The organism is Modestobacter versicolor, from assembly GCF_041028285.1.
Classification (GTDB): domain Bacteria; phylum Actinomycetota; class Actinomycetes; order Mycobacteriales; family Geodermatophilaceae; genus Modestobacter; species Modestobacter versicolor_A.
On sequence record NZ_JABGDB010000001.1, the window covers coordinates 525022 to 551673 of the forward strand.

Here is a 26652-nt window from a genome sequence, read left to right on the forward strand (position 1 = left end):
GGCCGCGGGTCCGCGGGCGGGAGGTGGGCGTGGTCGACGGCTCGGGGGCCGCGGGCGTCGTCATGCACCGACCGTGGACCGGCCCCCTTGCCGTGCACTGGCCGTGCGCTGACCGGGCGCTTGCCGCGGAGCTCGTCACCGTCGTCGGGAGCCGTCGCCGAGAGGGCAGACGCGGGCGCGCGCGGCCGGTAACTTCACCGCCCGGCACGGGGAGTCGATCACAGGCAGCGGAGACGGTCATGCGGTTCGGAGTGCTCGGCCCCCTGTCCGTCGTCGACGGGGACCGGGTGGTGGAGCTCGGCCCACCGCAGCAGCGCGCCCTGCTCGCCGCCCTGCTGGTCGACGCCGACCGGGTCGTCGACGTCGGGGTGCTCGTCGACCGGCTGTGGGGCGACCAGCCCACCAGCTCCGGCCTCACGTCGCTGCACGCGTCGATGTCGCGGCTGCGCAAACGGCTGACCCCCGTCGGCGGCCGGTCGCCGATCGTCACCCAGCACCCCGGCTACCGGCTGGTGGTGCCCCGGGCGGACGTCGACGCGCTGCACTTCACCGACCTGGTCGCCGCGGCCCGGCGGCTCACCGCCGGCGGGGCGGTGGCGGAGGCGCGGGAACGGGTCGAGGCCGCGCTGGCCCTGTGGCGGGGCGCCCCCTACGAGGACGTCCGGGCCGAGGTGGTCGGCAACGAGGTGACCCGGCTGCGCGACCAGTGGCTGGCCGCGACCGAGATGGCCGCCGAGCTCGACCTGGCGCTGGGCCGCTGCGCCGAGCTCGCCGAACGGCTGCCCGCCGTCCTCGCCGAGCACCCGCTCCGGGAGGGGCTGGTCGGGACCCTGATGACCGCCCTCTACCGGCTGGGCCGGCAGGCCGAGGCGCTCGACGTCTTCGCCCGCACCCGCGCGGAGCTCGCCGACCAGCTGGGCATCGACCCCTCGCCGGAGCTGCAGCGGGTGCACGGGCTGGTGCTGCGCCAGGACCCGTCGCTCGACCCGGCGCCGCGGCCGCCGGCGCCCGCCGCGCCCCGGCCGACGGTGCCGGACACCCCCCGGCGGCCGGTGCGGGCGCGGGAGGCCATGGTCGGCCGGGACGCCGAGCTCGACCGGTGCGTGGCGGCGCTCACCCGGGCGTTCTCCGGCGTGCCGACCACCACCGCGGTGTACGGGGAGGCCGGCATCGGCAAGACCCGGCTCGCCGAGGAGGTGGCGGCTCGCGCGGCCGCCCTGGGCGCCGACGTGGTCTGGGGCCGGGCGCTGGACCGGGGTGGCAGCCCGGCCTTCTGGCCGTGGGCGCAGGCGCTCACCGGGCTGGCCACCGCCCGCGGGCCCGAGGCGCTGACCAGGGCGCTGGCCGGCCGCGGCGCCGCGGCCGGTGTGCTGCTCCCGCCGCACCTGGCCGCCGCGGCGCATCCGGTCGACGACGTCGCCCCGGAGGCCGCCCGGCTGCGGCTGTTCGACGCGGTGACCGCCGTCCTGGAGGTGCTGGCCGCCGACCGGCCGGTCTGCGTCGTCCTGGAGGACCTGCACTGGGCCGACGGCGAGACCGGGGACCTCACCGAGTACGTGGCGTCCACCGCGCGCGGCGCACCGCTGGCGCTGCTGCTCACCGTGCGGGACCCGACGGAGGGCGAGACCGAGCAGGGGCGCCGGCTGCTCGGGGCGACGTCGCGGCAGCCGGGGGTGGAGCAGGTCCGCCTGCAGGGGCTCGACGTCCCGACCGTCCAGCGGTACGCCTCGGTGCAGCTGGGCCGGGACGTCGACGAGGCGGTGGCCGGCCGCCTGCACGAGCGGACGAACGGGAACCCGTTCTTCATCGCCGAGCTCGTCCGGCTCCTCGCCGACGAGCGGCAGGTGCACGGCCGCGCCCAGGTGGCCGTGCCGACCAGCGTCCGGGCGGTCCTCGAACGCAGGTTCCAGCACCTGGAGCCATCGGTGCGCACGATGCTGTCGGCGGCCGCGGTGATCGGCCGGGTCTTCGACGTCCGGGTGCTCGGCGACGTGCTCGGCACGTCCGCGGCGCACCTCGCCGACGGCCTGGACGCCGCCACCGCGGCCGGGGTGCTGGTGCCCGAGCCCGGCCGGCCGGGCACGTACTCCTTCCAGCACGCGCTGGTGCAGGAGGCGCTGCTCGTGGCCACCGGGCCGATGCGCCGGGCCGCCCTGCACGCCCAGGTCGCCGAGTCGCTGGAGCGGCGGCACCACGGCGACCTCGCCGAGGTGGCCGCGGTGCTCGCCCAGCACCACGTGGCCGCCGGCGCCGTGGGCGACCCGGAGAAGACCGTCACCCTGCTGCTCCTCGCCGCCGACACCGCCCAGCGCCAGTCCGCCCACCGCGAGGCCGAGCGGCTGCTGCGGCTGGCGCTGGAGACGGTCGCGGCCACCCCGGGCACGGCCGCGCTGACCGCGGAGCTCGAGGTGCGGGTGCGGCTGGGCTCGCTGCTGACGATGACGCTGGGCTACAACGCCCCGGAGGTGGTCGTCGAGCGGCGGCGGGCCCGGCAGCTGGCGGCCGAGGTGGGATCGGTCGACCACCTGCTCTCCGCGCTGTGGGGGTCCTGGGGCATCGCGCTGGTGTCCGGTGACCTGGCCGGCGCCGACGAGCTCGCCGAGGAGATGGGCCGGGCCGCGGCGCGGCGGGACGAGCCGACGCTGCTGCTCGCCCACCACCAGGCGCTCGGTCAGGTGCGCTACCACCAGGGCCGGCTGGCCGACGCCGCCGAGCACCTGGAACGGGCCGCGGAGCTGGCCGAGGAGCACGCGGAGCGGGTGCGGCTGGAGATCTTCCTGCAGGACCCGGGGTCGGTGAGCCGGGCGTGGCTGGCCACGGTGCTCGCCCTGATGGGCGAGGTGGCGGCGTCCGACGAGCAGGCGGCCCGGGCGCTGCGGATGGCCGAGGCGCTGGGGCACCGCTACACCGAGGTCTACCTGCGGATCCTCGAGGCGTGGCGGGCCATGTTCCTGCGCCGGGTCGGGGACGCGGTGACGATGGCCGGCGCCGGACTGGCGGTCGCGGAGGCCCAGGGGTTCGACCAGCTGGTCGCGTTCTGCCGCCAGCCGCTGGGCTGGGGGCTGGCGCACCAGGGGGCGCACGCCGAGGGCGTCGCCGAGCTGACCCGGGGGCGGGAGTTCTTCACCGCGCTGGCCGACGGGCACATGTTCAGCCACGTGATGCTCGGCGCCCTCGCCGAGGCCCACGAGCTGGCCGGCGACGACGCGGCGGCCACGGCGATGGCGGGCCGGTCGGTCGCGGAGTCCCGGCGCACCGGGGAGGCGTTCTACCTGCCGGCCGTGCACCTGCTGCGGGCCCGGCTGGCCGCCCGCGCCGGCCGGCCGGCCGAGGCGGTGGCCGAGCTCGAGACGGGGCTGGCGATCGCCCGCGCGCAGCGGGCCGGGCTGCTGGAACGCCGGCTGTCCGCCGAGCTGGCGGGGCTCGCCGCGGCCGGTGCCGACGGGGCGCCCGGTCGACACGCCGGGCAGGCGGCGCGTCCGCCCGGGGAGCCGGGGGTGCAGGGGGCGATGACGTAACGTCGGGCTGGTCCGCCGCCCGAGCCGCAGCGGCGCCGCCGTGGTCGGCGACCCCGCCCCGGGCACCGCCGGACCCGCCGCAGCCGCCGCCCCGTCCCTGGAGACCCGTTGCTGATCCTCACGCCGACGCCGTCGCAGACGGCCGCCGAGCGTGCGCTCTACGCCGAGCTCGCCAGCTGGGACACCGGCAGCGGTGTGCGCGGCGCGGTGATGGCCGCGCTGCCGCTGGTCGAGGGCCCGATGGAGCGGCGGCAGTCCGACGCGGTGCTGTTCGTGCCCGAGGGCGTGGCCGTCGTCCGGGTGGTCGAGGTGGAGCGGCAGACCGGCGTGGTCACCGCGAGCCCGGAGGGTGCCTGGACCATCGGCCCCGGCGACGGACCGGGCGACGTCCTGCAGCTCGACGGCGGCGGCTCCACCCCGCTCGAGGGCCTGATGCGGGCCGGCATGCACGTGGCCGTGACGCTGCGGAAGGCCGGCCTGGAGCCGGGCCGGATCGCCCGGCTCACCGTGCTCACCGGCACCGCGACCGGGCTGCTGCCCGCCGACGGCGACCTCGGCGAGGGCGACCAGGTGGCCCTGGTCGACTCCCGCTCGCTGCTGCTCGGCATCGGCCGGGCCAGCCGGTACGCCGGCACCGACAACCCCCGGCTCTGGACGACGGCCGACGTGCGTGCCGCGGTCGAGGCGCTGGGCGTCGCCGGCCGCAACCCGTCGGTCGAGGAGCTCAACGGCGAGGGGTTCCCGTACTCGCCGTACGTGCTGCGCCGTCCCGACCTGCTCACCCCGGCCGCGCTCAACGCCTCGCCGACCCGCACCACCGCCGCGCCGGCGTCCGGGCTCAGCACCTCCCCGCACCGGGTCTCGCCGGGGGGCCCGCTGGTCGACCCCGCGGCCGCCGCCCGGGTCGCCGCCGCCGCCGTCCAGGCGCAGGAGGAGGCCGAGCGGGCCGCCCCCGCCGCCCCCGCCGCCCCGGCCGCTGCGGTCGCCCACCAGCAGGCTCCCGCACCGGCTCCCGCGCCGGCCCCGGTCACCCGGCAGGCGGCGGTGCCGGTGGAGCTCCGGTCCGGCTCCTCCGGCGACACCCTCGCGCTCACCGGCGAGCCGGCCCCCCGTCCCGCACCCGAGGACACCGGCGGCATCGGCGGCCTCTTCAGCGCCGGCCCGGGCGAGGCGGCGGCACCCCCGCCGCGCGAGCTGCCCCCCGAGCTGCACCCCCGCCCGCTGGTGCACGCCACCCCGCCGCCGGAGCGCGACCCGGAGGCGGGCACCCCGCGCCGGAAGGTCGTGCTGCTGGCCGTCGTCGCGCTGGTGGCCGTGCTGCTCGCGGTGGGCCTGGGCACCTGGATGCTGACCCGCGGCGCCGACGACGACGGAGCCGGCGAGCAGGCCGCGCCGACCACCAGCGCGCCCCCGACCCCGACCGCGCCGGACACCCTCGCCGTCGGGGACACCACGGTGGTCGGCGGCACCACGTTCACCCTGCAGGCGCTGGAGTCCGCCGACACCTGCCAGGGCAACGCCTACAACGCGGTGGCCGACTTCTTCGCCAGCTCCGACTGCACCGGGCTGGAGCGGTCGCTGTGGTCGGCCGACGTCGGCGGCCTGCCCGCCGTCGTCTCGGTCTCCGAGGTGACCATGCCCGACGTCGGCAACGCCCAGGCGCTGCGGGCGCTGGCCGACACCGACGGCAGCGGCAACGTCAACGACCTGCTCCGCGAGGGCGTCCGCTTCCAGGGCGGCCCCGACCGGCTGTCCGGCGCCCAGTACGCCAGCGGGCAGTCCGGCACCACGGTCACCATCGTGGAGACCGCCTGGTCGGCCGACGAGGGCGCCTCCTCGGCGCTGGACGGGCTGGCCAGCACCGCCCTCTCGCTCACCGAGGCCACCGGCTCCGGCTGAGGGAGGTCCCGCCGTCCGCACCCGCGGACCGGGACGGGACCGACGTCAGACGGTCGCGGCCGCGACCGCCATCTCGGCCAGCAGCTGGGCCATCGCCGGGCGGGCGAGCCGCCCGGCGCTGTGCGGGGTGGAGTTGATCAGCCCGAAGACCGCGTGCGCGCGGGCCCGGCAGGCCGCGGTCGGGGTGTCGGGGTGCAGCCGGGCCAGCACCCCGACCCACTCCTCGACGTAGCGCCGCTGCAGCTGGCGCACCCGGCGGGCGTCGGGCTCGCTCAGCGCACCCAGGTCGCGGTCCTGCACGGTGATCAGGGCCGGGTTGTCCAGCGCGAAGTCGACCTGGAAGTCGACCAGCGCGCGCAGCTGGTCGGCGGGGGAGTCGCCGGCCGCGGCGATCCGCTCGGTCGCGCCGGCGAGCAGCCGCTCGCTGATCCGCAGCAGCATCTCGGCGAGCATCGCGTCCTTGCTCGCGAAGTGCCGGTAGATCGCCGGCCCGGTGACGCCGACGGCCGCGCCGACGTCGTCGACGCCCACCGCCCGGGAGCCGCGCTCGGCGAACAGTTGCGCCGCCGCCCGCAGGATCTGCTCCCGGCGGGACGGGTTGGCCGCGTCGCTGTGCAGCGCACTGTCCGGTTGCGAGCTCACCCGCAGAGGTTAACGACCGTTCACGCTGGACCGACAGTGTGAACGGTGGTTAACCTCACCCCGTGGACGCACCGGTGCTCCCCAGCGCCCCGCCGACCGACCCGGCGGGGGCCGCGCGCAACGCCGCTCGGCACAGCGAACTGGTCGCCGAGCTGGCGGGCGAGCTGGCCCGGGTGGCGCTCGGCGGTGGCGAGCGCGCCCGGCAGCGGCACGTGGACCGCGGCAAGCTGCTGCCCCGCGAGCGGGTCGACGCGCTGCTCGACCCGGGCAGCCCCTTCCTGGAGCTCTCGCCGATGGCCGCCCACGGGCTCTACGACGACGAGGCGCCGGCCGCCGGGATCATCACCGGCGTCGGCCGGGTGTCCGGCCGGGAGGTCGTCGTGGTCGCCAACGACGCCACCGTCAAGGGCGGCACCTACTACCCGATGACGGTCAAGAAGCACCTGCGCGCGCAGGAGGTGGCCCTGCAGAACCGGCTGCCCTGCGTCTACCTCGTCGACTCCGGCGGGGCCTTCCTGCCGCTGCAGGACGAGGTCTTCCCCGACCGCGACCACTTCGGCCGGATCTTCTACAACCAGGCCAACCTGTCCAAGGCCGGCATCGCCCAGGTCGCCGCGGTCCTCGGCTCGTGCACCGCCGGCGGCGCCTACGTGCCGGCGATGAGCGACGAGGCGGTGATCGTCCGCGGCCAGGGCACGATCTTCCTGGGCGGCCCGCCGCTGGTGAAGGCCGCGACCGGCGAGGAGGTCACCGCCGAGGACCTCGGCGGCGGCGACCTGCACTCCCGGGTCAGCGGGGTCACCGACCACCTGGCCGAGGACGACGCGCACGCGCTGCAGGTCGTCCGGCAGATCGTCGGCACGCTCGGCCCGCGGGAGACGCGGCCCTGGGACGTCGAGCCGGTCGAGGAGCCGCAGTACCCGGCGGAGAGCCTCTACGACGTCGTCCCGGTCGACACCCGCACGCCCTACGACGTCCGCGAGGTCATCGCCCGGCTGGTCGACGGCAGCCGGTTCGCCGAGTTCAAGCCGCTGTACGGGCCGACGCTGGTCACCGGCTTCGCCCGGCTGCACGGCCACCCGGTCGGGATCATCGCCAACAACGGCGTGCTGTTCAGCGAGTCCGCGCTCAAGGGCGCCCACTTCATCGAGCTGTGCGACCGCCGGAAGATCCCGCTGCTGTTCCTGCAGAACATCTCCGGGTTCATGGTCGGCCGCGACTACGAGGCCGGCGGGATCGCCAAGCACGGCGCCAAGATGGTCACCGCGGTCGCCTGCGCCCGGGTGCCCAAGCTGACCGTCGTCATCGGCGGCTCGTTCGGCGCCGGCAACTACTCGATGTGCGGCCGGGCGTACTCGCCGCGCTTCCTGTTCACCTGGCCCAACGCGCGGATCTCGGTGATGGGCGGGGAGCAGGCGGCCAGCGTGCTGGCGACCGTCCGCCGCGACGGCCTCGAGGCCCGCGGCGAGGACTGGCCGGCCGAGGAGGAGGAGGCGTTCAAGGCGCCGATCCGCGAGCAGTACGAGGAGCAGGGCCACCCGTTCCACGCCACCGCCCGGCTCTGGGACGACGGGGTCATCGACCCGGCCCAGACCCGCACCGTGCTCGGGCTCGCGCTCTCCGCGTGCGCCAACGCCCCCCTGGAGGAGGTCGGCTATGGCGTCTTCCGGATGTGAGCGCGAGCCCCGCGCCGGAGACGACAGGGAGCGAGCATCGCAGGGAGCGCCAGCGACCGAGGAGCGCAACGACCGCGGAGTCGAGCCGCCCCCCGGCTCAGACGCCGGCGATGCGGGGAGCGGTGGGGTCGGCGCCCTCGGGCAGCGTCTCCCGCTTCACGTAGTCCTCGATCTGCTCCACGTCGTGCGCCGAGCGGCGGACGACGGCCAGCAGGTCGCTCATCTTGCTGACCTCCTCGACCTGCTCCTTGATGAACCACTGCATGAACTGGTCGGAGGAGTAGTCGTTCTCCCGCCGGGCGATGCCGATCAGCTCGTTGATCTGCTGGGTGACCCGCTTCTCCTGCTCCAGGGCGAGGGTCACCGGGGCGACGACGTCGTCGAAGGTGGTCACCGGGCCGACGACGCCGGGGATGGACACGCGGGCGTCGGCGTCGAGCAGGTAGCGCACCATCATCATCGCGTGGTTGCGCTCCTCGACCGCCTGGTCGAAGAAGAGCTGCGCCATCTGCGGCATGGTCAGCTCGTCGAAGTAGACGGCGATCGCGATGTACTGGTGGTGCGCCGCGAACTCGTGGCCGATCTGCTGGTTGAGCTTCTCGATGAAGGCATCGGCGGCCATGGGTGCTCCTCGTTGCGGTGGGACGACGTCCTCCGAACGGTAGCGGGCGACACGCCCGGCGCGTGGACGGGTGGGGAAGGCATGGCTAACCTCACCTCGTGGGGAAGCCGGCCAAGATGCCCAAGAAGAAGTGCTGCGTCGACAAGCCGCGGTGCGGACGGTGCCCGTTGCGTGCCCTCGCGGAGGGCACCCTCCCGCCCGGGTACACGGTCAAGAAGCGCCGGCTGGTCAAGGCGGCCTGACCGCACCACCGCCCCCCGCGGGGGGTGCTGACGGTGTTCCGGACCGTCCTGGTGGCCAACCGCGGGGAGATCGCCGTCCGGGTGCTGCGCACCCTGCGGACGATGGGCATCCGCTCGGTCGCCGTGTACAGCGAGGCCGACGCCGGCGCGCTGCACACCCGGCTGGCCGACGTCGCCGTCCCCATCGGGCCGGCGCCGGCCGCGCAGAGCTACCTGTCGGTCGAGCGGGTGCTGGACGCGGCCCGGCGCACCGGTGCGGAGGCGGTGCACCCCGGCTACGGCTTCCTGTCCGAGAACGTCGACTTCGCCCGGGCCTGCGCGGCCGCCGGCATCGTCTTCATCGGCCCGCCGGTCGCGGCCATCGAGGCGATGGGCGACAAGATCCGCGCCAAGCAGACCGTCGCCGCGGCCGGTGTCCCGGTCGTCCCCGGCCGCACCGAGCCGGGCATGGACGACGACGCGGTCGCTCTCGCCGCGGTCGAGATCGGCTTCCCGGTGTTGCTCAAGCCCAGCGCCGGCGGCGGGGGCAAGGGCATGCGGGTGGTGCGCGACCCGGCCGAGCTGCCCGAGCAGATCGCCGGCGCCCGCCGCGAGGCCCGCAGCTCCTTCGGCGACGACACCCTGCTCGTCGAGCGGTACCTGGGCCACTCCCGGCACATCGAGGTGCAGGTGTTCGGCGACACCCACGGCCACGTCGTCCACCTGGGCGAGCGCGAGTGCAGCCTGCAGCGCCGGCACCAGAAGGTGGTCGAGGAGGCACCGTCGCCGTTCCTGGGCCCGGCGACGCGGGCCGCGATGGGCAGCGCCGCCGTCGACGCCGCCCGGGCGGTGGGCTACACCGGCGCCGGCACTGTCGAGTTCATCGTCGACGCCGACAGCCCGCGCGACTTCTTCTTCCTGGAGATGAACACCCGGCTGCAGGTCGAGCACCCGGTCACCGAGTGCATCACCGGGCTGGACCTGGTCGAGCTGCAGCTGCGGGTGGCCGCCGGCGAGCGGCTGCCGATCGAGCAGAGCGACGTCTCCCTCGACGGGCACGCCATCGAGGCGCGGGTGTACGCCGAGGACCCGGCGCGCGGCTTCCTCCCGCAGGCCGGTGAGGTGGTGGGGCTGCTCGAGCCGTACGGCCCCGGCATCCGGGTGGACAGCTCGCTGCGGGTGGGCAGCACCGTGGGCACCGACTACGACCCGATGCTGGCCAAGGTCGTCGCCTGGGGCCCGGACCGGGAGACCGCCCGCGCCCGGCTGGTCACCGCCCTCGGCGACACCGCCGTGCTGGGCGTGGTCACCAACACCACCTTCCTGCGCGACCTGCTCGGCGACCCCGACGTGGTCGCCGGCCGGCTGGACACCGGGCTGATCGAGCGCCGCGGGGCCGCGCTGACGCACGCCGAGCCGCCCCCGCCGCACGTCTACGCCGCCGCGGCGATGGCCCTGCTGCTGGAGGCCGAGCCGGCCGGCGCCGTGGTCGACCCGTGGGACCTGCCCGCGGGCTGGCGGCTCGGCGAGCCGGCCTGGACCGTGCGCCGCCTGCAGTCGCAGCGCGACGAGCCGGTGGAGGTCCGGGTGCGCGGGCGGTCCGGCGCCGCCCAGGTGCGCGTGGGCGGGGGCGAGCCGATGAGCGCGCGGGCCGACCGGGAGGGCGACCTGCTGAGCGTGACGCTGGACGACGTCACGACCCGGTTCACCGTGGTGCACGCCGCCGGCACCGTCTGGCTCGCCGTCGACGGCCACGTCGCCGCCCTGCGCGAGCAGGGGCGGCTGGCGTCCGCGGCCGGTGCGGTGGCCTCCGACGGCGCGGTGACCGCGCCGATGCCCGGCACCGTGACCGTGGTGCAGGTGTCCCTCGGCGACCAGGTGGAGGCGGGGACCCCGCTCCTGGTCGTCGAGGCGATGAAGATGGAGCACGTGCTGACCGCCCCGGTCTCGGGGACGGTCACCGAGCTCCCGGTGACCGCCGGCCACCAGGTCCGGCTGGACGAGCGGGTGGCCGTGGTGACCCCACCGCCGCCCGGCGAGGGGGAGTGACCGTGCTGGACTACCGGCTCGACGAGGAGACCGAGGCGCTGCGGAAGGTGGTCCGCGAGTTCGCCGTCGAGGTGATCGCCCCGCAGATCGGCGGGTTCTACGAACGCGACGAGTTCCCCACCGAGATCGTCCGGCAGATGGGCGAGCTCGGGCTGTTCGGCCTGCCGTTCCCGGAGGAGTACGGCGGCTCGGGCGGGGACTACTTCACCCTCTGCGTGGCGCTGGAGGAGCTGGCCCGGGTGGACAGCTCGGTGGCCATCACGCTGGAGGCCGGCGTCTCGCTGGGGGCCATGCCGATCTTCCGGTTCGGCACGGAGGAGCAGAAGCAGCAGTGGCTGCCCCGGCTGTGCGCCGGTGAGGCGCTGGGCGCCTTCGGGCTGACCGAGGCCGGCGGCGGCTCGGACGCCGGTGCCACGAAGACGACCGCCCGGCTCGAGGGCGACGAGTGGGTGCTCAACGGGTCCAAGGCGTTCATCACCAACGCCGGCACCGGGATGACCGACCTGGTCACCGTCACCGCGGTGACCGGCGCCCGTCCGGACGGCGGCAAGGAGATCTCGGCGATCGTCGTCCCGTCGGGCACGCCCGGGTTCACCGTCGGGAAGCGCTACGCCAAGGTCGGCTGGAACGCCTCGGACACCCGCGAGCTGGCGTTCGACGACGTGCGGGTGCCGGCGGGGAACCTGGTGGGGGAGCGCGGGCGGGGCTACGCCCAGTTCCTGTCGATCCTGGACGAGGGCCGGATCGCGATCTCCGCGCTGGCCGTCGGGCTGGCCCAGGGGTGCGTGGACGAGTCGCTGAAGTACGCGGGGGAGCGGGAGGCGTTCGGGCAGCCGATCGGCCGCAACCAGGCGGTGCAGTTCATGATCGCCGACATGGAGGTGCGGGCCTCCACCGCGCGGCTGGCCTACTACCGGGCCGCGGAGAAGATGCTGCGCGGCGAGCCGTTCAAGCGCGAGGCGTCGATCGCCAAGCTGTACAGCTCGGAGATGGCGGTGGAGAACGCCCGGTACGCCGCCCAGGTGCACGGCGGCTACGGCTTCATGACCGAGTTCCCGGTCGGCCGCTTCTACCGCGACGCGAAGATCCTGGAGATCGGCGAGGGGACCAGCGAGGTGCAGCGGATGCTGATCGCCCGCTCCCTCGGCCTCGGCTGAGCCGGTGAGCAGTTCCGGTCGTCACCGGCGGCGTGTCCGCGCGTGTCGGCGACCGGAACTGCTCACTCGGCGGCTCAGGCGGTGACGTCGATGAGCACCTTGCCGACGGCGCCGTCCTGGACCGCCTGGTGGGCGGCGGCCGTGTCGGCGAGCGGGTGGACGTGCAGCGGCAGGCCGGCGTCCGCGCCGACCCGGACGGCGCCGTCCAGCACGGCGGCGTTGACGTCCTCGACGGCGATCTCCTTGGCCCGGCGCGGCTCGGTGTAGACGAGCACGAACTGCCAGCGGGCGTTGGGGGCCATCTGCGCGCGCACCGGGACGGTCACCTCGGCGCCGCCGTCGTCGGCGTACATCGCGATCGAGCCGTACATGCCGACCACCTGCGCGTCGATCGCGGCGTTGGTGGCGGCGGAGACCTCGACGATCGCGTCGACGCCCTGCGCGGCGATCTTCCGGACCTCGGCGACGACGTCCTGCCGCTTGTAGTCGATGACGTGGTCGGCGCCGGCCTTCGCGGCCAGCTGCGCCTTGTCCGGCCCGCTCACCGTGGCGATGACCGTGGCGTCGGCCCAGCGGGCCAGCTGGATCGCGGCGTTGCCGACGGCGCCGGCCCCGCCCTGGACGAGGACGGTGCGGCCGTCCAGCGTGCCGGGGCCGATCCGGTCGGGGAGGTGCTCGGCGACGGTCAGGCAGCGGTGCGCGGTGAGGAACGGGATGCCGAGGGAGGCGCCGAGCTCGAAGGAGGCGTCCGGGCCGAGGAGCACGGTCTGCCGGGCGGGGACCACGGTGTACTCGGCCGCCGTCCCGTGCGGACGCTGCCAGGCGGCCTCCCAGATCCAGACGCGCTCACCGACGAGCACCGGGTCGACGCCCTCGCCGACGGCGTCGACGGTGCCGGAGCCGTCCTGGTCGGGCACCTGGCCGCCGGGGCCGGGCTGGGCGGTGCTGCGGGACTTCCAGTCGGTCGGGTTGACGCCGGAGAAGGCCAGGCGCACCCGGACCTCGCCGGGTCCCGGGTCGGGGGTGGGGCGGTCGCCGAGCTGCAGGACGTCGGGACCGCCGGGCTGGCTGTAGAAGATGGCTCGCACGAGCCCTTCCTACTCCTGCCTCAGGAGGCCTGACGGCGCAGGCGGCGACGCTCGCGCTCGGAGAGGCCGCCCCAGATGCCGAAGCGCTCGTCGTTGCCGAGGGCGTACTCCAGGCACTCGGTGCGCACGTCGCAGCCGGTGCAGATCTTCTTCGCCTCGCGGGTGGAGCCGCCCTTCTCCGGGAAGAAGGCCTCGGGGTCGGTCTCGGCGCACAGCGCGCGCTCCTGCCAGCCCTGCTCGTCGGCGTCGAAGGCACCGAAGCCACCGAAGCCGGCCAGGCTCGGGTCGAAGACCTCGCCCATGCCCAGCACGTCGGCGCCGTAGGTCATCGGGGCGGCCTCGGCGGCTGCGGCCCGGTAGTCGTCCATCCACGTCACGTCGGCCATGGTCACGATGCGTCCCCCTGCGTCTCGGTTCGGCTGTCGTCACTCGGCGACTGCCGCGGGTCACCGTCGGTGACCTGTTGGGGGAATTACACGGGTGTCGTCCGGGCCGGTCAAATGTCCGCCGTGTTACGCCGAACCCCAGCAGTCACAGCTGTCCCGGACACCTCAGGAGTGTGGACGGGGACCCTCGACGCGCCGGTGGGTGCGGCAGGTGTTGCCGACGGGGGCCGACCGGTTCGTCCAGTTGGGGATGGGCTCCCGGTACCGGATCGGCCGCTGAGAGGGGCTTGTGCCACGCCCGTCCGTGTGCATGCAGCCGGCCGTCGTCCCGCGGTGGACCGGAGCGAGGAGCAGACCGCCCCGGTTCACCGCAGTAGCGTCGCGGGGTGCGCAGACCACGCCGGGCCGAGGTCACCGAGCGGGGGTGGTGGGCGGACACGGCGCTGGCGCTGGGGCACGCCGGCGTCGGGGTGGCCTACGTGGTGCAGGACGACGTGTCGTTCGGCCTGCTGTGGTGCACCCTGGCGATCGGGTGGTCGGTGCGGGCCGTGCTCGACCGGCGGCGCTGGCGGGCCGCCGTCCGAGCGGGCGCACCGGACGGCGGCTGAGCGGTCAGAGGCGGGCGAGCTCGCCGGCGAGCGGGGCCAGCCCCAGCGGGCCGAGGTCCAGCGCGGTGCGGTGCCAGGCCTTGAGGTCGAACTCGGCGCCGCCGCGCAGCTGGGCCTGCTCCCGGCAGGTCAGCCAGACCCGCTCGCCGACCTTGTAGACCGGCGCCTGCCCGGGCCAGCCGAGGTAGCGGTGCAGCTCGTCGACCCGCATCGCGTCCTCCATGTCGACGTGGGTGCGCAGGAAGGCCAGCGCGACGTCGTAGCTCCACCGGTCACCGGTCGCCCGGCCGGCCGGGACCGGCAGGTCCAGGTGCACGCCGATGTCCAGGACGACGCGGGCGGCCCGCAGCTCCTGGGCGTCGAGCATGCCGAGCCGGTCACCCGGGTCGTCGAGGAAGCCCAGCTCGGCCATCAGCCGCTCCGAGTACAGCGCCCAGCCCTCCGCGTGCCCGGAGCACCAGCACAGCAGCCGCTGCCAGCGGTTGAGCAGCGCGGCGTTGTAGACGGTCTGGGCGATCTGCAGGTGGTGGCCGGGCACGCCCTCGTGGAAGACGGTCGTCGTCTCCCGCCAGGTGGTCATGTCGCTGACGCCCTCGGGCAGCGACCACCACATCCGCCCCGGCCGGCTGAAGTCCTCGGTGGGGCCGGTGTAGTAGACGCCCTCGCCGGACGTCGGCGTCAGCCGTCCCTCGATCCGCCGCACCGGGTCGGGGATGGCGAAGTGGACGCCGTCCAGCGCGGCCACCGCCCGGTCGGCGGTCTCCTGCAGCCACGCCTGCAGCGCCTCCCGGCCGCGCACCTGACGGGCCGGGTCGGCGTCCAGCACCGCGACCGCGCCCGCGATGCCCCGCCCCGGGGCGATCGACTCGGCGACCGCCTCCTTCTCCGCCACGATCCGGGCCAGCTCCTCCCAGCCCCAGGCGTAGGTCTCCTCGAGGTCCAGGTCGATGCCGGCGTGGAAGCGGCTCTCCAGCGCGTACCGCTCGCGGCCCACCCCGTCGGCCTCCGGCGCCTGGGGGAGCAGGCCCTGCTCGACCCGGTCGGCGAAGCCGAGCAGCGCACCGGCGGTCTCCTGCGCGGCCCGGGTCAGGTCCCGGCCCAGCCCGGCCGAGCCGGACGGCGCGGCGGCGGTGAACTCGGCGAAGAAGCCCGGCCGCTCCGGCGTACCGGCCCAGCGGCGGGCGATCTGCGCGGTCAGCCGCACCTGCCGGGCCGCGGAGACCCGGCCGTCCCGGGCCGCCTGCTCCAGGCCGACCGCGTAGCCGTCCAGCGCGCCCGGGATCGCGGCGAGCCGGCGGGCGATCGTCGCCCAGTCGTCCTCGGTGGCCGTGGGCATCAGGTCGAAGGTCGAGCGGAACGCCTGCAGCGGGCTGTCGATGGTGTTCAGGTCGGCCTGCGCCCAGCCGGCCTCGTAGCGGGCCAGCTCGGCGCCCAGCCGCTCGAGCATGGCCGCGCGGGCCACCTCGTCGCGCCGGTCGACCGGGTCGGCCCGCTGCGCCGCGGCGATCGTCGTCCGCAGCAGGTCGGCGTGGCCCGCGTGGCCGTCGGGCGTGAGGTCGGGCCAGCGGTCCTCGTGCCCGGGGACGCCGATGTAGGTGGCCACCGCCGGTTGGGAGGCGGCGTAGTCCTCGACGAACCGGTCGGCGAGCTGGTCGAGGTCGGACGGCGGGCGCGCGGGCTCGGTCACCCCGCTCACGCTAGCCGTGGGCGGGGCCTCCGGGTCAGTCGTCGGCGCGGTCCGGCTGCGGCAGCAGGCTGGGCAGGTTGACCACGATCGCCTCCTGGCTGCTGCGGGCGATCACCACCACGGCCTCCTCGGCGTGCGGGTTCTCCTCGCGGTGCGGGGTGTACGGCGGGACGAAGACGTAGTCGCCCGGGCTGGTCTGCAGCCGCACCTCCTCGCCGTGCTCGGCGAAGACGAACACCGGGTGCCCCCGGAGCACGTGGATCGCGGTCTCCGAGTCGCCGTGGTGGTGGTCGCCCGAACCGGTGTGCGGGGCGACGTGCGTCTGGCCCATCCACAGCCGCTGGGCGCCCACGGTCTCCGCGGAGATCGCCTCCCGCCGGGTCATCCCGCTGGTCTGCGCGGTCTCGCCGGACACCTCTGCGGCACGGACGTGCCGCAGCGGCTGGTGCCAGTCGTCGGGGAAGTCCTCGTCGGTCACGGTGGTCCTCCGGTGCTCGGTCCGGCGCCCGCCCGGTCGGTTGCATCACCGCAGCTCATCCGGGGTAGCAGGGCTCCTGTCCGGTCGAGTGTCCTGCAACGGAGGAGGATGTCCATGAGCACGAAGGTCGAGGAGTCGATCGAGGTCGGCGTACCGGTGTCGACGGCCTACAACCAGTGGACGCAGTTCGAGGACTTCCCCCACTTCATGGGCGGGGTCCGGGAGGTCCGCCAGCTCGACGACCAGCGGCTGCACTGGGTCGCCGAGATCGCCGGCGTCCGGCGGGAGTGGGACGCGACGATCCTGGAGCAGGTGCCCGACCAGAAGGTCGCCTGGGCGGCCGTGAGCGGGGCCACCAACGCCGGCGCCGTCCGGTTCACGCCGGCCGGTCCGGGGGCGACCACGGTCTCGCTGACGCTGGAGTACGAGCCCGAGGGCGTCGTCGAGCAGGTCGGCGACAAGCTCGGCGTGGTCGGCCGGCAGGTGCGGTCGGACCTGGAGCGGTTCAAGGCCCTCATCGAGGACGCCGGCTACGAGAGCGGTGCGTGGCGCGGCTCCATCCAGCACGGCGTGGGCGCCGGCACCCCCGGTGTGCAGGACGCGGCGCTGTCGCAGGGCGACAGCGGCAAGGCCGGGATGTCGGCGAAGAGCGTCATCGCCGGGGTGGCCGCGGTCGCTGCCGCCGGAGCTGCGGTGGCCGCCACGCGCGGTGGCTCGGAGTCGGACGCCGCGGACGTCCCGCCGCCCGCCCAGCCCGTCGAGGTGCCGGGCGAGGTCCCGGCCGAGGTGCCCGCCGAGGTGCCGGTGGCCGTCGTCGACCAGCCGCCGCCGGACCAGGTCCGGGACGGCGTGCTGCTCGAGGCGTCGGAGGCCGAGGGGTACGACGCCCCGGGCACGACCGAAGGGGTCGAGACGGCGCACCGGGACGACGGCGACGACCCGATGATCGCGGGCGGCAGCCGCTGAGCTGCGCGGCCGGCCGGGGGCGGACGTCGTCCCCGGCCGGCTGCGGCGGCGGTCAGGCCGCGGGCGGCACCGCGACCGGCGCCGCCGACAGCGGCCCGGTCGGCAGCAGCCGGCGGCGCAGTTCGAAGGCGGGCATCGTGCGGTGCACCAGCGGCCCGATCGCCAGGGCGTAGAGCAGCGTGCCGACGCCGACCGTGCCGCCCAGCAGCCAGCCCACCGCGAGCACCAGCACCTCGATCGTCGTCCGCACGACCCGCACGGAGTGGCCACGGGCGGCGATGCCGGTGGTCAGGCCGTCGCGCGGGCCGGCGCCCAGCCCGGCCCCGATGTAGGCGCCGGTGGCCAGCCCGTTGACCAGCACCCCGGCCAGCAGCAGCGGGATGCGCCACCCGAGCGAGTCGGGCGCCGGCAGCACCGCGAGCGTGGCGTTGATCGACAGCCCGACCAGGACGACGTTGCACAGCGTGCCCAGCCCAGGGCGCCGGTGCAGCGGCAGCCAGAGCAGCAGCACCACCGCGCCCACCAGGATCGAGCCGGTGCCGACCTCGATGCCCAGCACCCCGGCCAGGCCCTGGTCCAGCACGCCCCAGGGCATCTGCCCGAGCCCGGCCTGCAGCATCATCCCGACGCTGGCGCCGTAGACGACGAGGCCGGCGAGCAGCAGGGCCACCCGGGCCGGTCGCCGGTCGGTGGGCATCGGGTCGATCAGGCGCATGGGACCACCCTCGCCGACTTGGCCCTGTCGAGACAGGGCCAAGTCGGCCACGATGGCCCGGTGCACTCCGACCGGCTCGCCGACCTGCTCGCCCCCTGGCTCGTGGGGGGCCGGGCCTACGCCGGGGTGGCCGCCGGGATCCGTGGCCTCGCGCTGGACGGCCGGTTGTCGGTGGGGGCCCGGGTGCCCTCGGAGCGGCAGCTGGCCGCGGCGCTGGGGGTCAGCCGGACGACCGTGACCGCCGCCTACGACGTGCTGCGCAGCGAGGGCTACCTGGCGAGCGCGGCCGGCGCCGGGAGCCGGGTGACCCTCCCGTCGTCGGCGCCGGTCCGCCCGGACGCCGATCCAGGGGAGCCGACCGTCGTCCGCGACCTCACCGTCGCGGCGTCCCCGGCGCCCGCGCAGCTGCTGGACGCCGTCGCTGCGGCCACCGCCGACCTGCGCCCGCTGCTGGCCGGCCACGGGCTGCACCCCTACGGACTGCCCGCGTTGCGCACCGCGGTCGCCGCGCACCTCAGCGGCCGTGGCCTGCCCACCGAGCCGGAGCAGGTGCTGGTGACCAACGGCGCGCTGGCGGCCTGGGACCTGCTGCTGCGCACGGTCACCCGGCCTGGTCAGCGGGCGCTGGTCGAGCAGCCCACCTACCCGGCGGCGCTGGACGCCGTCGCGGCCAACCACCTGCGCCCGGTCGCCCTGCCGGTCGGCGTCGAGGGCTGGGAGCTGCCGGTCGCCGCGGCGCACGTCGCGCTGGTGACCCCGGACGGGCAGAACCCCACCGGCCTGCTGGCCGACGACGCGCAGCGCCGGGCGTTGCTGGCCGCGCTCGACGTCCCGGTGGTGGCCGCGGACGAGACGTTCGCCGAGCTCGTGCTCGACGGAGCGCGGCCGACCCCGCTGGCCGCGCTGGACCGCCGGGTGGTGACCCTCGGGTCGATGAGCAAGGCGTACTGGTCGGGGCTGCGGGTGGGGTGGGTGCGCGCCGACCCGTCGCTGCTGGCCCGGCTGGCCCAGGTGCGCGGCACGGTCGACCTGAGCAGCCCGGTGCTGGAGCAGCTGGTCGCCGTCCGGCTGCTCGCGGTCGCCGACGAGGTGCTGGCCGACCGGGTCGCCTGGCTGACCGCCGCCCGGGACGCGCTGCTGGCCGCGCTGGCGGCCCGGCTGCCCGACTGGCGGGCCGTCCGGCCGCGGGCCGGGTCGATGCTGTGGGTGCTGCTGCCCGGGCAGAGCTCCACCCGGCTGGCCGCCCACGCCCTTGACCTCGGGCTGCGGGTCACGCCGGGGCCGCGGTTCACCGTCGACGGCACCGCGGACCGGTGGCTGCGGCTGCCGCTGAGCGTGCCGCCGGAGCTGGCCGACGAGGTGGCCGCGGTGCTGCAGGCGGCGTGGGAGCGCACCGTGGCCGGCACCGACAGCCGCCGCATCCCCTCCCGCTGGACGGCGTGAGCGGGCTGGCCTTTGATCAGGTCACCTGATCAAAGGCCGTCCTCCCGCATCAACGCTGGTGCAGGAGGACGGCCTCTGGTGCAGGGGGACGACGGGTCAGACCAGCTTGAGGGTGAGCGCCCGGCGGCCGGCGTCGGAGCGGGCGGTCGCCATCCGCTCCTCGCTCGGGGTGCCGTAGTCCGTCGTCCGCTGCCGGGCCGGGCGGCCGATCGCGGCGGCCATGGCCTCCAGCTCGGCGATGGTCTTCAGCGACCCGTTGCCCGAGCCGGCCATCCGGCTGATCGTCTCCTCCATCAGCGTGCCGCCCAGGTCGTTCGCGCCGCCGTCCAGCATCGCCTGGGTGCCGGTGTCGCCGAGCTTGACCCAGGAGGTCTGGATGTTGTCGATCCGGCCGTGCAGCAGCAGCCGGGCGACGGCGTGCACCGCCCGGTTCTCCCGGTTCGTCGGCCCGGGACGCGCGACCCCGGCCAGGTAGATCGGCGCGTTGTGGTGCACGAACGGCAGCAGCACGAACTCGCGGAAGCCGCCGGTCCGGTCCTGCAGCCGGGCCAGCGTGCGCAGGTGGGCGACCCAGTGGGCGGGGGTGTCGACGTGGCCGTACATCATCGTCGAGGTCGTCGGCAGCCCCACCGAGTGCGCCGTCTCGACGATCTCCAGCCACGTGGCGGTCGGCAGCTTGCCCTTGGTGAGCACCCAGCGGACGTCGTCGTCGAGGATCTCCGCCGCCGTGCCGGGCAACGAGTCCAGACCTGCCTCCTTCGCCGCGACCAGGAAGTCGCGGAAGGACAGCCCGGTGCGCGCCGACCCGTTGACGATCTCCATCGGCGAGAACGCGTGCAGGTGGATGTCGGGACGGCGGGCCTTCACCTGGCGCGCCAGGTCGAAGTAGGCGGTGCCGGGCAGGTCGGGGTGGATGCCGCCCTGCATGCAGATCTCGGTCGCGCCGCCGGCCCACGCCTTGTCGACCCGGTCGCCGACCTGGGCCATCGACAGCGTGTAGGCGTCGGCGTCGGTGCGCCGCTGGGCGAAGGCGCAGAAGCGGCAGCCGGTGTAGCAGACGTTGGTGAAGTTGACGTTCCGGTTCACCACGTAGGTGACGTCGTCGCCGTTGACGTCGCGGCGGACGGCGTCGGCCAGTGCCGCGAGCGCCTCGAGGTCCGGCCCGTCGGCGCCCAGCAGCGCCAGGTACTCCGCGTCGCTCAGCCCGGCGGGGTCGGCCTCGGCGTGCCGCAGCGCGGCGTGCACCGCCGGGTCGCCGGCGGCGATCGCGGTGGAGTGCCCGTCGCGGGCGCTCTCGGTGCGCGACCGCAGCTCGGCCCAGTCGCCGTAGACGGCGTCGAAGTCGCTGCGCCGGTCACCGGTGCGGCCGATCGTGTCGACCTCGACGTGCAGCTCGGTGCGGCCGGAGGACGTCCAGGCCTCGTCGGGTTCCTGCCAGGGCAGGCCGACCGGCAGCCGGCCCTCCACGGCGAGCCCGTCGGGTCCGGCGAGTGCGAACACGTGCGGACGCACGCGGGGGTCCAGCCACGGCTCGGGCTGCAGCACAAATCCGGGCTGCGCGGCCAGCCGCTCGCGGAGGGTGAAGCCGGCCTCGGCGCTCAGCGCGGCGAGCTTGTCGATGTTGGGCCAGGGCCGCTCGGGGTTGACGTGGTCGGGGGTCAGCGGGCTGACCCCGCCCCAGTCGTCGACGCCGGCGCGCAGCAGCAGTCCGAGCTCGGTGGAGTCGCTCAGGTTGGGCGGTGCCTGCACGCGGGCGGCCGGGCCGAGCAGCAGCCGGGTGACGGCGACCGCGGCGACGTACTCCTGCAGCTCCAGGTCGTCGTGGGCGGCCATCGCCGTCCGCGGCTTGGCCCGGAAGTTCTGCACGATCACCTCCTGCACGTGCTGGTGCCGCCGCGCCGACGCGCGGATCTCCAGCACGGCATCGACCCGCTCGGCGTAGTCCTCGCCGATGCCCAGCAGCACCCCGGTGGTGAACGGGACCGCGGAGCGGCCGGCGTCCTCCAGCACCCGCAGCCGGATGGCGGGCTCCTTGTCCGGCGAGCCGAAGTGCGGGCCGCCCTTCTCCGACCACAGCCGGGTGGCGGTCGTCTCCAGCATCATGCCCATCGACGCCGCGACCGGCTTGAGCCGCTGGACCTCCTCCCAGCTCAGCACGCCGGGGTTGAGGTGGGGCAGCAGCCCGGTCTCCTCCAGCACCCGGATGGCCATCGCGCGCAGGTAGCCCAGCGTGGAGTCGAACCCGTGCGCCTCCAGCCACTCGGCGGCCACCGGCCAGCGGTCCTCCGGCCGGTCGCCGAGGGTGAACAGCGCCTCCTTGCAGCCCAGCGCGGCGCCGGCGCGGGCGATCTCCAGCACCTCGTCGGGGGACAGGAAGGGGGCCTTGCCCTGCGCGCGCAGCTGACCGGGCGTGGTGACGAACGTGCAGTAGTGGCAGCGGTCCCGGCACAGGTGGGTCAGCGGGATGAACACCTTGCGGCTGTAGGTGACCACGCCCGGCCGGCCGGCGGAGGCCAGCCCGGCGTCGCGCACCCGGGCCGCGGCGGTCAGCAGCCGGTCCAGCGGCTCGCCCTCGGCCAGGCCGCGGGCGTGCAGCAGCGTCTCGGCCTCGGTGGCGTCCAGCGTCACGCCGCGTTCGGCGCGGACCAGGGCACGGCGCAGGGCGGACTCGGACGGGGCGGGCATGGCGGCGCTCATCGCCTCCGACGCTAGTCCCGGCAGATGACAGCCGCGTTCCCCGGGCCGACCGCGGCCGTTGTGCACTCGATGCTGTCTCCCCGCGCCGGAGACCGCATCGAGTGCACAACGGCGGCCCGGGTCAGGGACGGCGGAGCGGGGCCCCGGTGCCGTCGGTCCAGCGGCCGCGCAGCCGCACCAGCGGGTCGCCGTCCGGGGCGAGCACCGGCACGCCCTCGACCGACAGCAGCACCAGCACGTGGCTGCCGGCGTCGACCACCGAGGACACCGTGCAGTCCAGGGCCGCCAGCGCGCCGTCCAGCACGATCGCCCCGCTCGCGGTCGCCCGCCGCCACGGCACCGACTCCAGCAGGTGGCGGGCCGAGGGGCGCCCGGCCGAGGAGAACCGGCTGGCCAGGATGCCGTGGCCGGCGCCCAGCACGTTCACCGCACACGAGCCGACCGCCTGCAGCACCTCGGCCGGGTAGCCCTCGGCGGCGAGGCCGATCGCCACGAGCGGCGGGTCGGCGGAGACGCTCATCAGCGAGGTGACCGTCGTACCCACGTCGTCGATGTCGTCCTGGACGGTCAGCAGCACCACCCCCGCTGCGTAGGAACGCAGGGCGGCGGCGTACTCCGCAGCATCGACAGGCACGGGGGTCAGTCGACCACGCCGACCTGTCGGTCTCCGCCCCCGGTCCGCTCCTCGCTCGCTGGCGCTCGCTGCGATGCTCCCGCCGGCGTCGATCGACCACAATGGCGGCGTGACCACTGCAGAGCAGACCTACGACGTCGTCGTCCTCGGCGCCGGATCGACCGGCGAGAACGTCGCCGACATCGCCGTCCGGGGCGGCCTCAGCACCGTCCTCGTGGAGAGCGAGCTGGTGGGCGGGGAGTGCTCGTACTGGGCCTGCATGCCCAGCAAGACGCTGCTGCGCGGCAGCGAGGCGCTCGCCGCGGCCCGGGCCGTGCAGGGCGCGGCCGCCGCCGTCACCGGCGAGCAGGACGTCGCCGCGACCCTGGCCCGCCGCGACGAGTTCACCCACCACTGGGACGACGAGAGCCAGGTCCAATGGGTCGACGGCGCCGGCATCGCGCTGGTCCGCGGGCACGGCCGGCTGGCGGGGGAGAAGCGGGTCGTCGTCACCCAGGCCGACGGCAGCGAGCTGGTGATCGTCGCCCGGCACGCCGTCGCCGTCTGCACCGGGTCGCGGGCCGCCGTCCCGCCGGTCGACGGGCTGCCCGACGTCGCGCCGTGGACCCCGCGGGAGGCCACCAGCGCCAAGGAGGCCCCGCGCCGGCTGCTGGTGCTCGGCGGCGGCTACGTGGGCTGCGAGATGGCCACCGCGTGGCAGCAGCTGGGCTCCTCGGTGACCCTGCTGCAGCACGGCGACCGGCTGCTGCCGCACCTGGAGCCGGCCGCCGGCCAGGCGGTCGAGGCGTCGCTGCGGGCGCTGGGCGTCGACGTCCAGCTCGGCACCGAGGTGCGCTCGGCCCGGCGCGAGGGCGACGAGGTGGTGCTCGCCTGCTCGCACGACGAGGTGCGTGGCGACGAGGTGCTGGTCGCGGCCGGCCGGCGGGCCAACTCCGACGAGATCGGGCTGGAGACCGTGGGTCTGGAGCCCGGCGGGTACCTCGAGGTCGACGAGTCGCTGCAGGTTCCCGGGCGGTCGTGGCTGTACGCGGTCGGCGACGTCAACGGCCGCCAGCAGCTCACCCACATGGGTAAGTACCAGGCCCGCCAGGCCGGCAACGCGATCGTCGCGCGGGCCCGCGGCGAGCAGCCCGACCTCTCCGACTGGTCGCCGTACGTGGCCACCGCCGACCGGCTGGCCACGCCCAGCGTGGTCTTCACCGACCCGCAGGTCGGCGCGGTCGGGCTGACGTCGGCGCAGGCCGCCGAGCAGGGGCTGCCGCACCGGGTGGTCGAGTTCGCGATCGGCAGCGTGGCCGGCGCCTCGGTCTTCGCCGACGGCTACAGCGGGACGGCGATCGCGGTCGTCGACACCGACCGCGAGGTGCTGCTCGGCGTCACCTTCGTCGGCCCCGGGGTCGCCGAGCTGCTGCACTCGGCGACCATCGCGGTGGTGGGCGAGGTCCCGATCAGCCGGCTCTGGCACGCCGTCCCGTCGTACCCCACGATCAGCGAGGTGTGGCTGCGCCTGCTCGAGACCTACCGGGGCTGAGGCGTGCACGACGGCAAGCGCATCGGCCTGGTGCTGCACCCGGTCCGAGACTGCTCCGGGGCGGCCGCGCGGGTCGCGGCGTGGACCACGACGCACGACGTCGAGCTCGTCGCCGGCGCGGACGACGTCGACCGGCTGTCCCTGCAGGGCGTCACCCCGGTGGACGTCGAGGAGCTGGCCACCAGCGTCGACGGGCTGATCGCGCTCGGCGGTGACGGCACGCTGCTCGGCGCGATGCGGCTGGTCGCGGCCGCCCCGGTGCCGGTCCTCGGGGTGAACTTCGGCCGGCTCGGCTTCCTCACCGAGGTCGAGGCCCGCGAGCTGGACTCCGCGCTGACCGCGATGGCCGAGGGGCGCTCCACCGTCGAGCCGCGCAGCTGCCTGGTCGTCCGCGGCCCGGGCTGGGAGGCGGTCGCCTTCAACGACGTCGTGCTGGCCCGGGTGCCCGGTCAGGGGCAGGTCGAGGGGGTGCTGTCGGTCTCCGGACGCCGTTACGGCCGGTACCGCTGCGACAGCCTCATCGTGTCCACCCCGATGGGCTCGACGGCCTACAACTACGCCGCCGGGGGGCCGGTGATGAGCCCAGGCGCCGAGGGCTTGCTGGTCACCCCGTCGGCCCCGATGAGCGGGATCAGCCGGACGATCATGGTCGGTCCGGTCGAGCCGCTGTCGCTGGAGATCACCGCCGGGCGGCCGGCGATGGAGGTCGACGGCGTCCACTCCGGCCAGTGCGGGCCCGGCGACGTCCTCGAGGTCACCACCCGCCCGGACGCCGGGCTGCTGGTGCGGATCGCCGACTCGCGGGCGGCCGACCGCAGCCGGGTGAAGCTGTCGCTGCTGGACCTGCCGCTGCTGCCCGACGAGCTGGTCGAGCTGGTGCCCGACGAGCTGCGCCCGCCGCCGGCGCCGCAGCCCACCCAGGTCGACTGACCGGGGCTGTCGATCCGGCCGGGGTCCGTTCGTCCAGTGGGTGAGAGCCGGCGACGGGCCGGCTCCCGACCAGAGGAGCACCCGATGACCCAGTACCTGCTCAGCGTCGTCACCCCCGCGGAGGGCGGCGAGCCGCCGACCCCCGACGAGCTCACCGCGATCATGTCCCGGGTCGAGGCGGTGCAGACCCGGGTCCGCCAGGCCGGCGCGTGGGTGTTCGCCGGCGGGCTGGCGGCGCCGTCGTCGGCCACCGTGCTCCGCCCGAAGGGCGACGAGGTCCTGCTGGTGGACGGCCCGTTCGCCGAGGGCAAGGAGTACCTCGGCGGGCTGTCGGTCATCGACGTCGCCGACCTCGACGAGGCGCTGCGCTGGGGCCGGGAGTTCGTCGCGGCCATCGGGCTGCCGATCGAGGTCCGGCCCTTCGAGTGGTGACCGAGCCCGCGGTCGAGCAGGTGTTCCGCGAGCAGTACGCCCGCGCGGTCGCCGTCCTGGTGCGGGTGTTCGGGGACGTCGACGTGGCCGAGGAGGCCGTCGCCGACGCGTTCACCACGGCGGTCCAGCGCTGGCCGGAGGACGGCGTCCCGCCCAGCCCGGCCGGCTGGATCATCACCACCGCCCGGCACCGCGCGATCGACCGGCTGCGCCGCGAGGGCTCCCGCGCCGACCGGTACGCGCAGGCCGCGCTGCTGCACGCCGCGGCGGAGCCGGTCGACCGCGGCCCGGTGGCCGACGACCGGCTCCGCCTGGTGTTCACCTGCTGCCACCCGGCGCTGTCCCCGCCGGCGCAGGTGGCGCTGACCCTGCGGCTGCTCGGCGGGCTGACCACCGCCGAGATCGCGGCGGCGTTCCTGGTGCCCGAACCGACGATGGGCCAGCGGCTGGTGCGGGCCAAGGCGAAGATCCGGGCCGGCCGGATCCCCTACCGCGTGCCGACGGCGGCCGACCTGCCCGCGCGGCTCGGCTCGGTGCTGGCCGTGGTCTACCTGGTCTTCACCGAGGGCCACACCGCCACCGGCGGCGACCAGCTCGCCCGGGCGGACCTCTGCGCGGAGGCGGTCCGCCTGGGCCGGCTGCTGCACGAGCTGATGCCCGACGAGCCGGAGGTGATCGGCCTGCTCGCGCTGATGCTGCTCACCGAGTCCCGCCGGCCGGTCCGCACCACCGCCGACGGTGAGCTGGTGCTGCTGGCCGACCAGGACCGCAGCCGCTGGGACGCGGCACTGGTCGCCGAGGGGCAGGCGCTGGTGCGGGACTGCCTGCGGCGGGCGCAGCCGGGCCCCTACCAGGTGCAGGCGGCGATCGCGGCGGTGCACAGCGACGCCCGCACGGCTGTCGAGACCGACTGGGCGCAGGTCCGGCAGCTCTACGACCTGTTGCTGGAGCTGACGCCGACCCCGGTGGTGGCGCTGCACCGGGCGGTCGCGGTGGCCGAGGTGGAGGGCCCGGCCGCCGGCCTCGCGCTGGTCGACGGGCTCACCCTCCCCGGGCACCTGGTGCACGCCGTCCGCGCCGACCTGCTGCGCCGGCTCGGCCGCCGCGAGGAGGCCGCGGCGGCGTACGCGGCGGCGCTGGAGCGGGTGGGGAACGCCGCCGAGCGGGCGTTCCTGGAGCGCCGGCTCGCGGAGCAGCGGGCCGCCGGGTGATGCCGGTGGTCCCGGGTGTGGGGGAGCCGGCGGCGGGTAGGAGGCTGTGATCCAGATCACGC

22 protein-coding genes are annotated in these 26652 nt (G+C 75.6%); 13 read left to right on the top strand and 9 right to left on the bottom strand.

What is annotated here, in order from left to right; all coding sequences use genetic code 11:
* Window positions 1-239: 239 nt before the first annotated feature.
* Window positions 240-3518, top strand: a complete 3279-nt coding sequence (locus HL054_RS02735; RefSeq protein WP_369137172.1) for an ATP-binding protein — start codon at window positions 240-242, stop codon at window positions 3516-3518.
* A gap of 108 nt (window positions 3519-3626) precedes the next feature.
* On the top strand, window positions 3627-5417 hold the full coding sequence (locus HL054_RS02740; RefSeq protein ID WP_369137173.1) for a hypothetical protein: 1791 nt from the start codon (window positions 3627-3629) through the stop codon (window positions 5415-5417).
* A gap of 45 nt (window positions 5418-5462) precedes the next feature.
* On the opposite strand, the gene HL054_RS02745 is transcribed toward HL054_RS02740, so the two are convergent.
* A complete protein-coding gene (locus tag HL054_RS02745; protein ID WP_369137174.1) occupies window positions 5463-6059 on the bottom strand; it encodes an SACE_7040 family transcriptional regulator in 597 nt (198 codons plus the stop codon).
* A gap of 62 nt (window positions 6060-6121) precedes the next feature.
* Here HL054_RS02745 and HL054_RS02750 point away from each other — a divergent pair, with 62 nt between their 5' ends.
* The gene (locus HL054_RS02750; protein WP_369137175.1) at window positions 6122-7735 is read left to right on the top strand and encodes a carboxyl transferase domain-containing protein; all 1614 of its coding nucleotides are present in this window, start codon (window positions 6122-6124) and stop codon (window positions 7733-7735) included.
* Window positions 7736-7832: 97 nt separating this feature from the next.
* Here the strand turns inward: HL054_RS02750 and HL054_RS02755 are convergent, their stop codons facing one another.
* Window positions 7833-8357: a ferritin gene (locus HL054_RS02755; protein WP_369137176.1), complete on the bottom strand. Its 525-nt coding sequence runs from the start codon at window positions 8355-8357 to the stop codon at window positions 7833-7835.
* A 98-nt stretch (window positions 8358-8455) separates the two neighbouring features.
* Here HL054_RS02755 and HL054_RS02760 point away from each other — a divergent pair, with 98 nt between their 5' ends.
* From HL054_RS02760 to HL054_RS02770, 3 genes are read left to right on the top strand one after another with little or no spacing between them, the layout of a single operon-like run.
* The gene (locus tag HL054_RS02760) at window positions 8456-8599 is read left to right on the top strand and encodes a hypothetical protein (RefSeq protein ID WP_369137177.1); all 144 of its coding nucleotides are present in this window, start codon (window positions 8456-8458) and stop codon (window positions 8597-8599) included.
* 33 nt (window positions 8600-8632) lie between these two features.
* Window positions 8633-10627: an acetyl/propionyl/methylcrotonyl-CoA carboxylase subunit alpha gene (locus HL054_RS02765; RefSeq protein WP_369137178.1), complete on the top strand. Its 1995-nt coding sequence runs from the start codon at window positions 8633-8635 to the stop codon at window positions 10625-10627.
* Complete coding sequence (locus HL054_RS02770; protein WP_369137179.1) at window positions 10624-11784, top strand: acyl-CoA dehydrogenase family protein; 1161 nt, start codon at window positions 10624-10626, stop codon at window positions 11782-11784. The genes HL054_RS02765 and HL054_RS02770 overlap by 4 nt, the downstream gene beginning before the upstream one ends.
* 74 nt (window positions 11785-11858) lie before the next feature.
* Here the strand turns inward: HL054_RS02770 and HL054_RS02775 are convergent, their stop codons facing one another.
* The gene (locus tag HL054_RS02775; protein WP_369137180.1) at window positions 11859-12872 is read right to left on the bottom strand and encodes an NADPH:quinone reductase; all 1014 of its coding nucleotides are present in this window, start codon (window positions 12870-12872) and stop codon (window positions 11859-11861) included.
* Window positions 12873-12892: 20 nt separating this feature from the next.
* A complete protein-coding gene (locus HL054_RS02780) occupies window positions 12893-13150 on the bottom strand; it encodes a WhiB family transcriptional regulator (protein ID WP_440347922.1) in 258 nt (85 codons plus the stop codon).
* A gap of 494 nt (window positions 13151-13644) precedes the next feature.
* Between HL054_RS02780 and HL054_RS02785 the strand changes: the two genes are divergently transcribed.
* Window positions 13645-13866 (top strand): hypothetical protein, encoded by a 222-nt coding sequence (locus tag HL054_RS02785; RefSeq protein WP_369137181.1) that lies wholly within the window; start codon window positions 13645-13647, stop codon window positions 13864-13866.
* 4 nt (window positions 13867-13870) lie between these two features.
* Here the strand turns inward: HL054_RS02785 and HL054_RS02790 are convergent, their stop codons facing one another.
* Together HL054_RS02790 and HL054_RS02795 are read right to left on the bottom strand one after the other, a co-directional pair.
* Complete coding sequence (locus HL054_RS02790; RefSeq protein ID WP_369137183.1) at window positions 13871-15553, bottom strand: DUF885 domain-containing protein; 1683 nt, start codon at window positions 15551-15553, stop codon at window positions 13871-13873.
* A 34-nt stretch (window positions 15554-15587) separates the two neighbouring features.
* Entirely contained in the window at window positions 15588-16031 is a 444-nt protein-coding gene (locus HL054_RS02795) for a cupin domain-containing protein (RefSeq protein ID WP_369137184.1), read from the bottom strand.
* A gap of 114 nt (window positions 16032-16145) precedes the next feature.
* Here HL054_RS02795 and HL054_RS02800 point away from each other — a divergent pair, with 114 nt between their 5' ends.
* Complete coding sequence (locus HL054_RS02800) at window positions 16146-16997, top strand: SRPBCC family protein (RefSeq protein ID WP_369137185.1); 852 nt, start codon at window positions 16146-16148, stop codon at window positions 16995-16997.
* A 52-nt stretch (window positions 16998-17049) separates the two neighbouring features.
* On the opposite strand, the gene yczE is transcribed toward HL054_RS02800, so the two are convergent.
* Window positions 17050-17712, bottom strand: a complete 663-nt coding sequence (yczE, locus tag HL054_RS02805) for a membrane protein YczE (RefSeq protein WP_369137186.1) — start codon at window positions 17710-17712, stop codon at window positions 17050-17052.
* A gap of 60 nt (window positions 17713-17772) precedes the next feature.
* Here yczE and yczR point away from each other — a divergent pair, with 60 nt between their 5' ends.
* Entirely contained in the window at window positions 17773-19155 is a 1383-nt protein-coding gene (gene yczR, locus HL054_RS02810) for a MocR-like transcription factor YczR (protein ID WP_369137187.1), read from the top strand.
* Window positions 19156-19251: 96 nt separating this feature from the next.
* On the opposite strand, the gene HL054_RS02815 is transcribed toward yczR, so the two are convergent.
* Together HL054_RS02815 and HL054_RS02820 are read right to left on the bottom strand one after the other, a co-directional pair.
* On the bottom strand, window positions 19252-21852 hold the full coding sequence (locus HL054_RS02815; protein WP_369137188.1) for a bifunctional FO biosynthesis protein CofGH: 2601 nt from the start codon (window positions 21850-21852) through the stop codon (window positions 19252-19254).
* 121 nt (window positions 21853-21973) lie between these two features.
* Window positions 21974-22486, bottom strand: a complete 513-nt coding sequence (locus tag HL054_RS02820) for a flavin reductase family protein (RefSeq protein WP_369137189.1) — start codon at window positions 22484-22486, stop codon at window positions 21974-21976.
* 109 nt (window positions 22487-22595) lie between these two features.
* Here HL054_RS02820 and HL054_RS02825 point away from each other — a divergent pair, with 109 nt between their 5' ends.
* From HL054_RS02825 to HL054_RS02840, 4 genes are all read left to right on the top strand, one after another.
* A complete protein-coding gene (locus tag HL054_RS02825; protein WP_369137190.1) occupies window positions 22596-24017 on the top strand; it encodes a dihydrolipoyl dehydrogenase family protein in 1422 nt (473 codons plus the stop codon).
* A 3-nt stretch (window positions 24018-24020) separates the two neighbouring features.
* Window positions 24021-24947, top strand: coding sequence for an NAD(+)/NADH kinase (locus HL054_RS02830; protein ID WP_369137191.1), 927 nt, complete (start codon window positions 24021-24023; stop codon window positions 24945-24947).
* Between the two features lie 84 nt (window positions 24948-25031).
* Entirely contained in the window at window positions 25032-25379 is a 348-nt protein-coding gene (locus HL054_RS02835) for a YciI family protein (protein ID WP_369137192.1), read from the top strand.
* Window positions 25376-26590, top strand: coding sequence for an RNA polymerase sigma factor (locus tag HL054_RS02840; protein WP_369137193.1), 1215 nt, complete (start codon window positions 25376-25378; stop codon window positions 26588-26590). Before HL054_RS02835 ends, HL054_RS02840 begins: the two co-directional genes overlap by 4 nt.
* Window positions 26591-26652 lie beyond the last annotated feature (62 nt).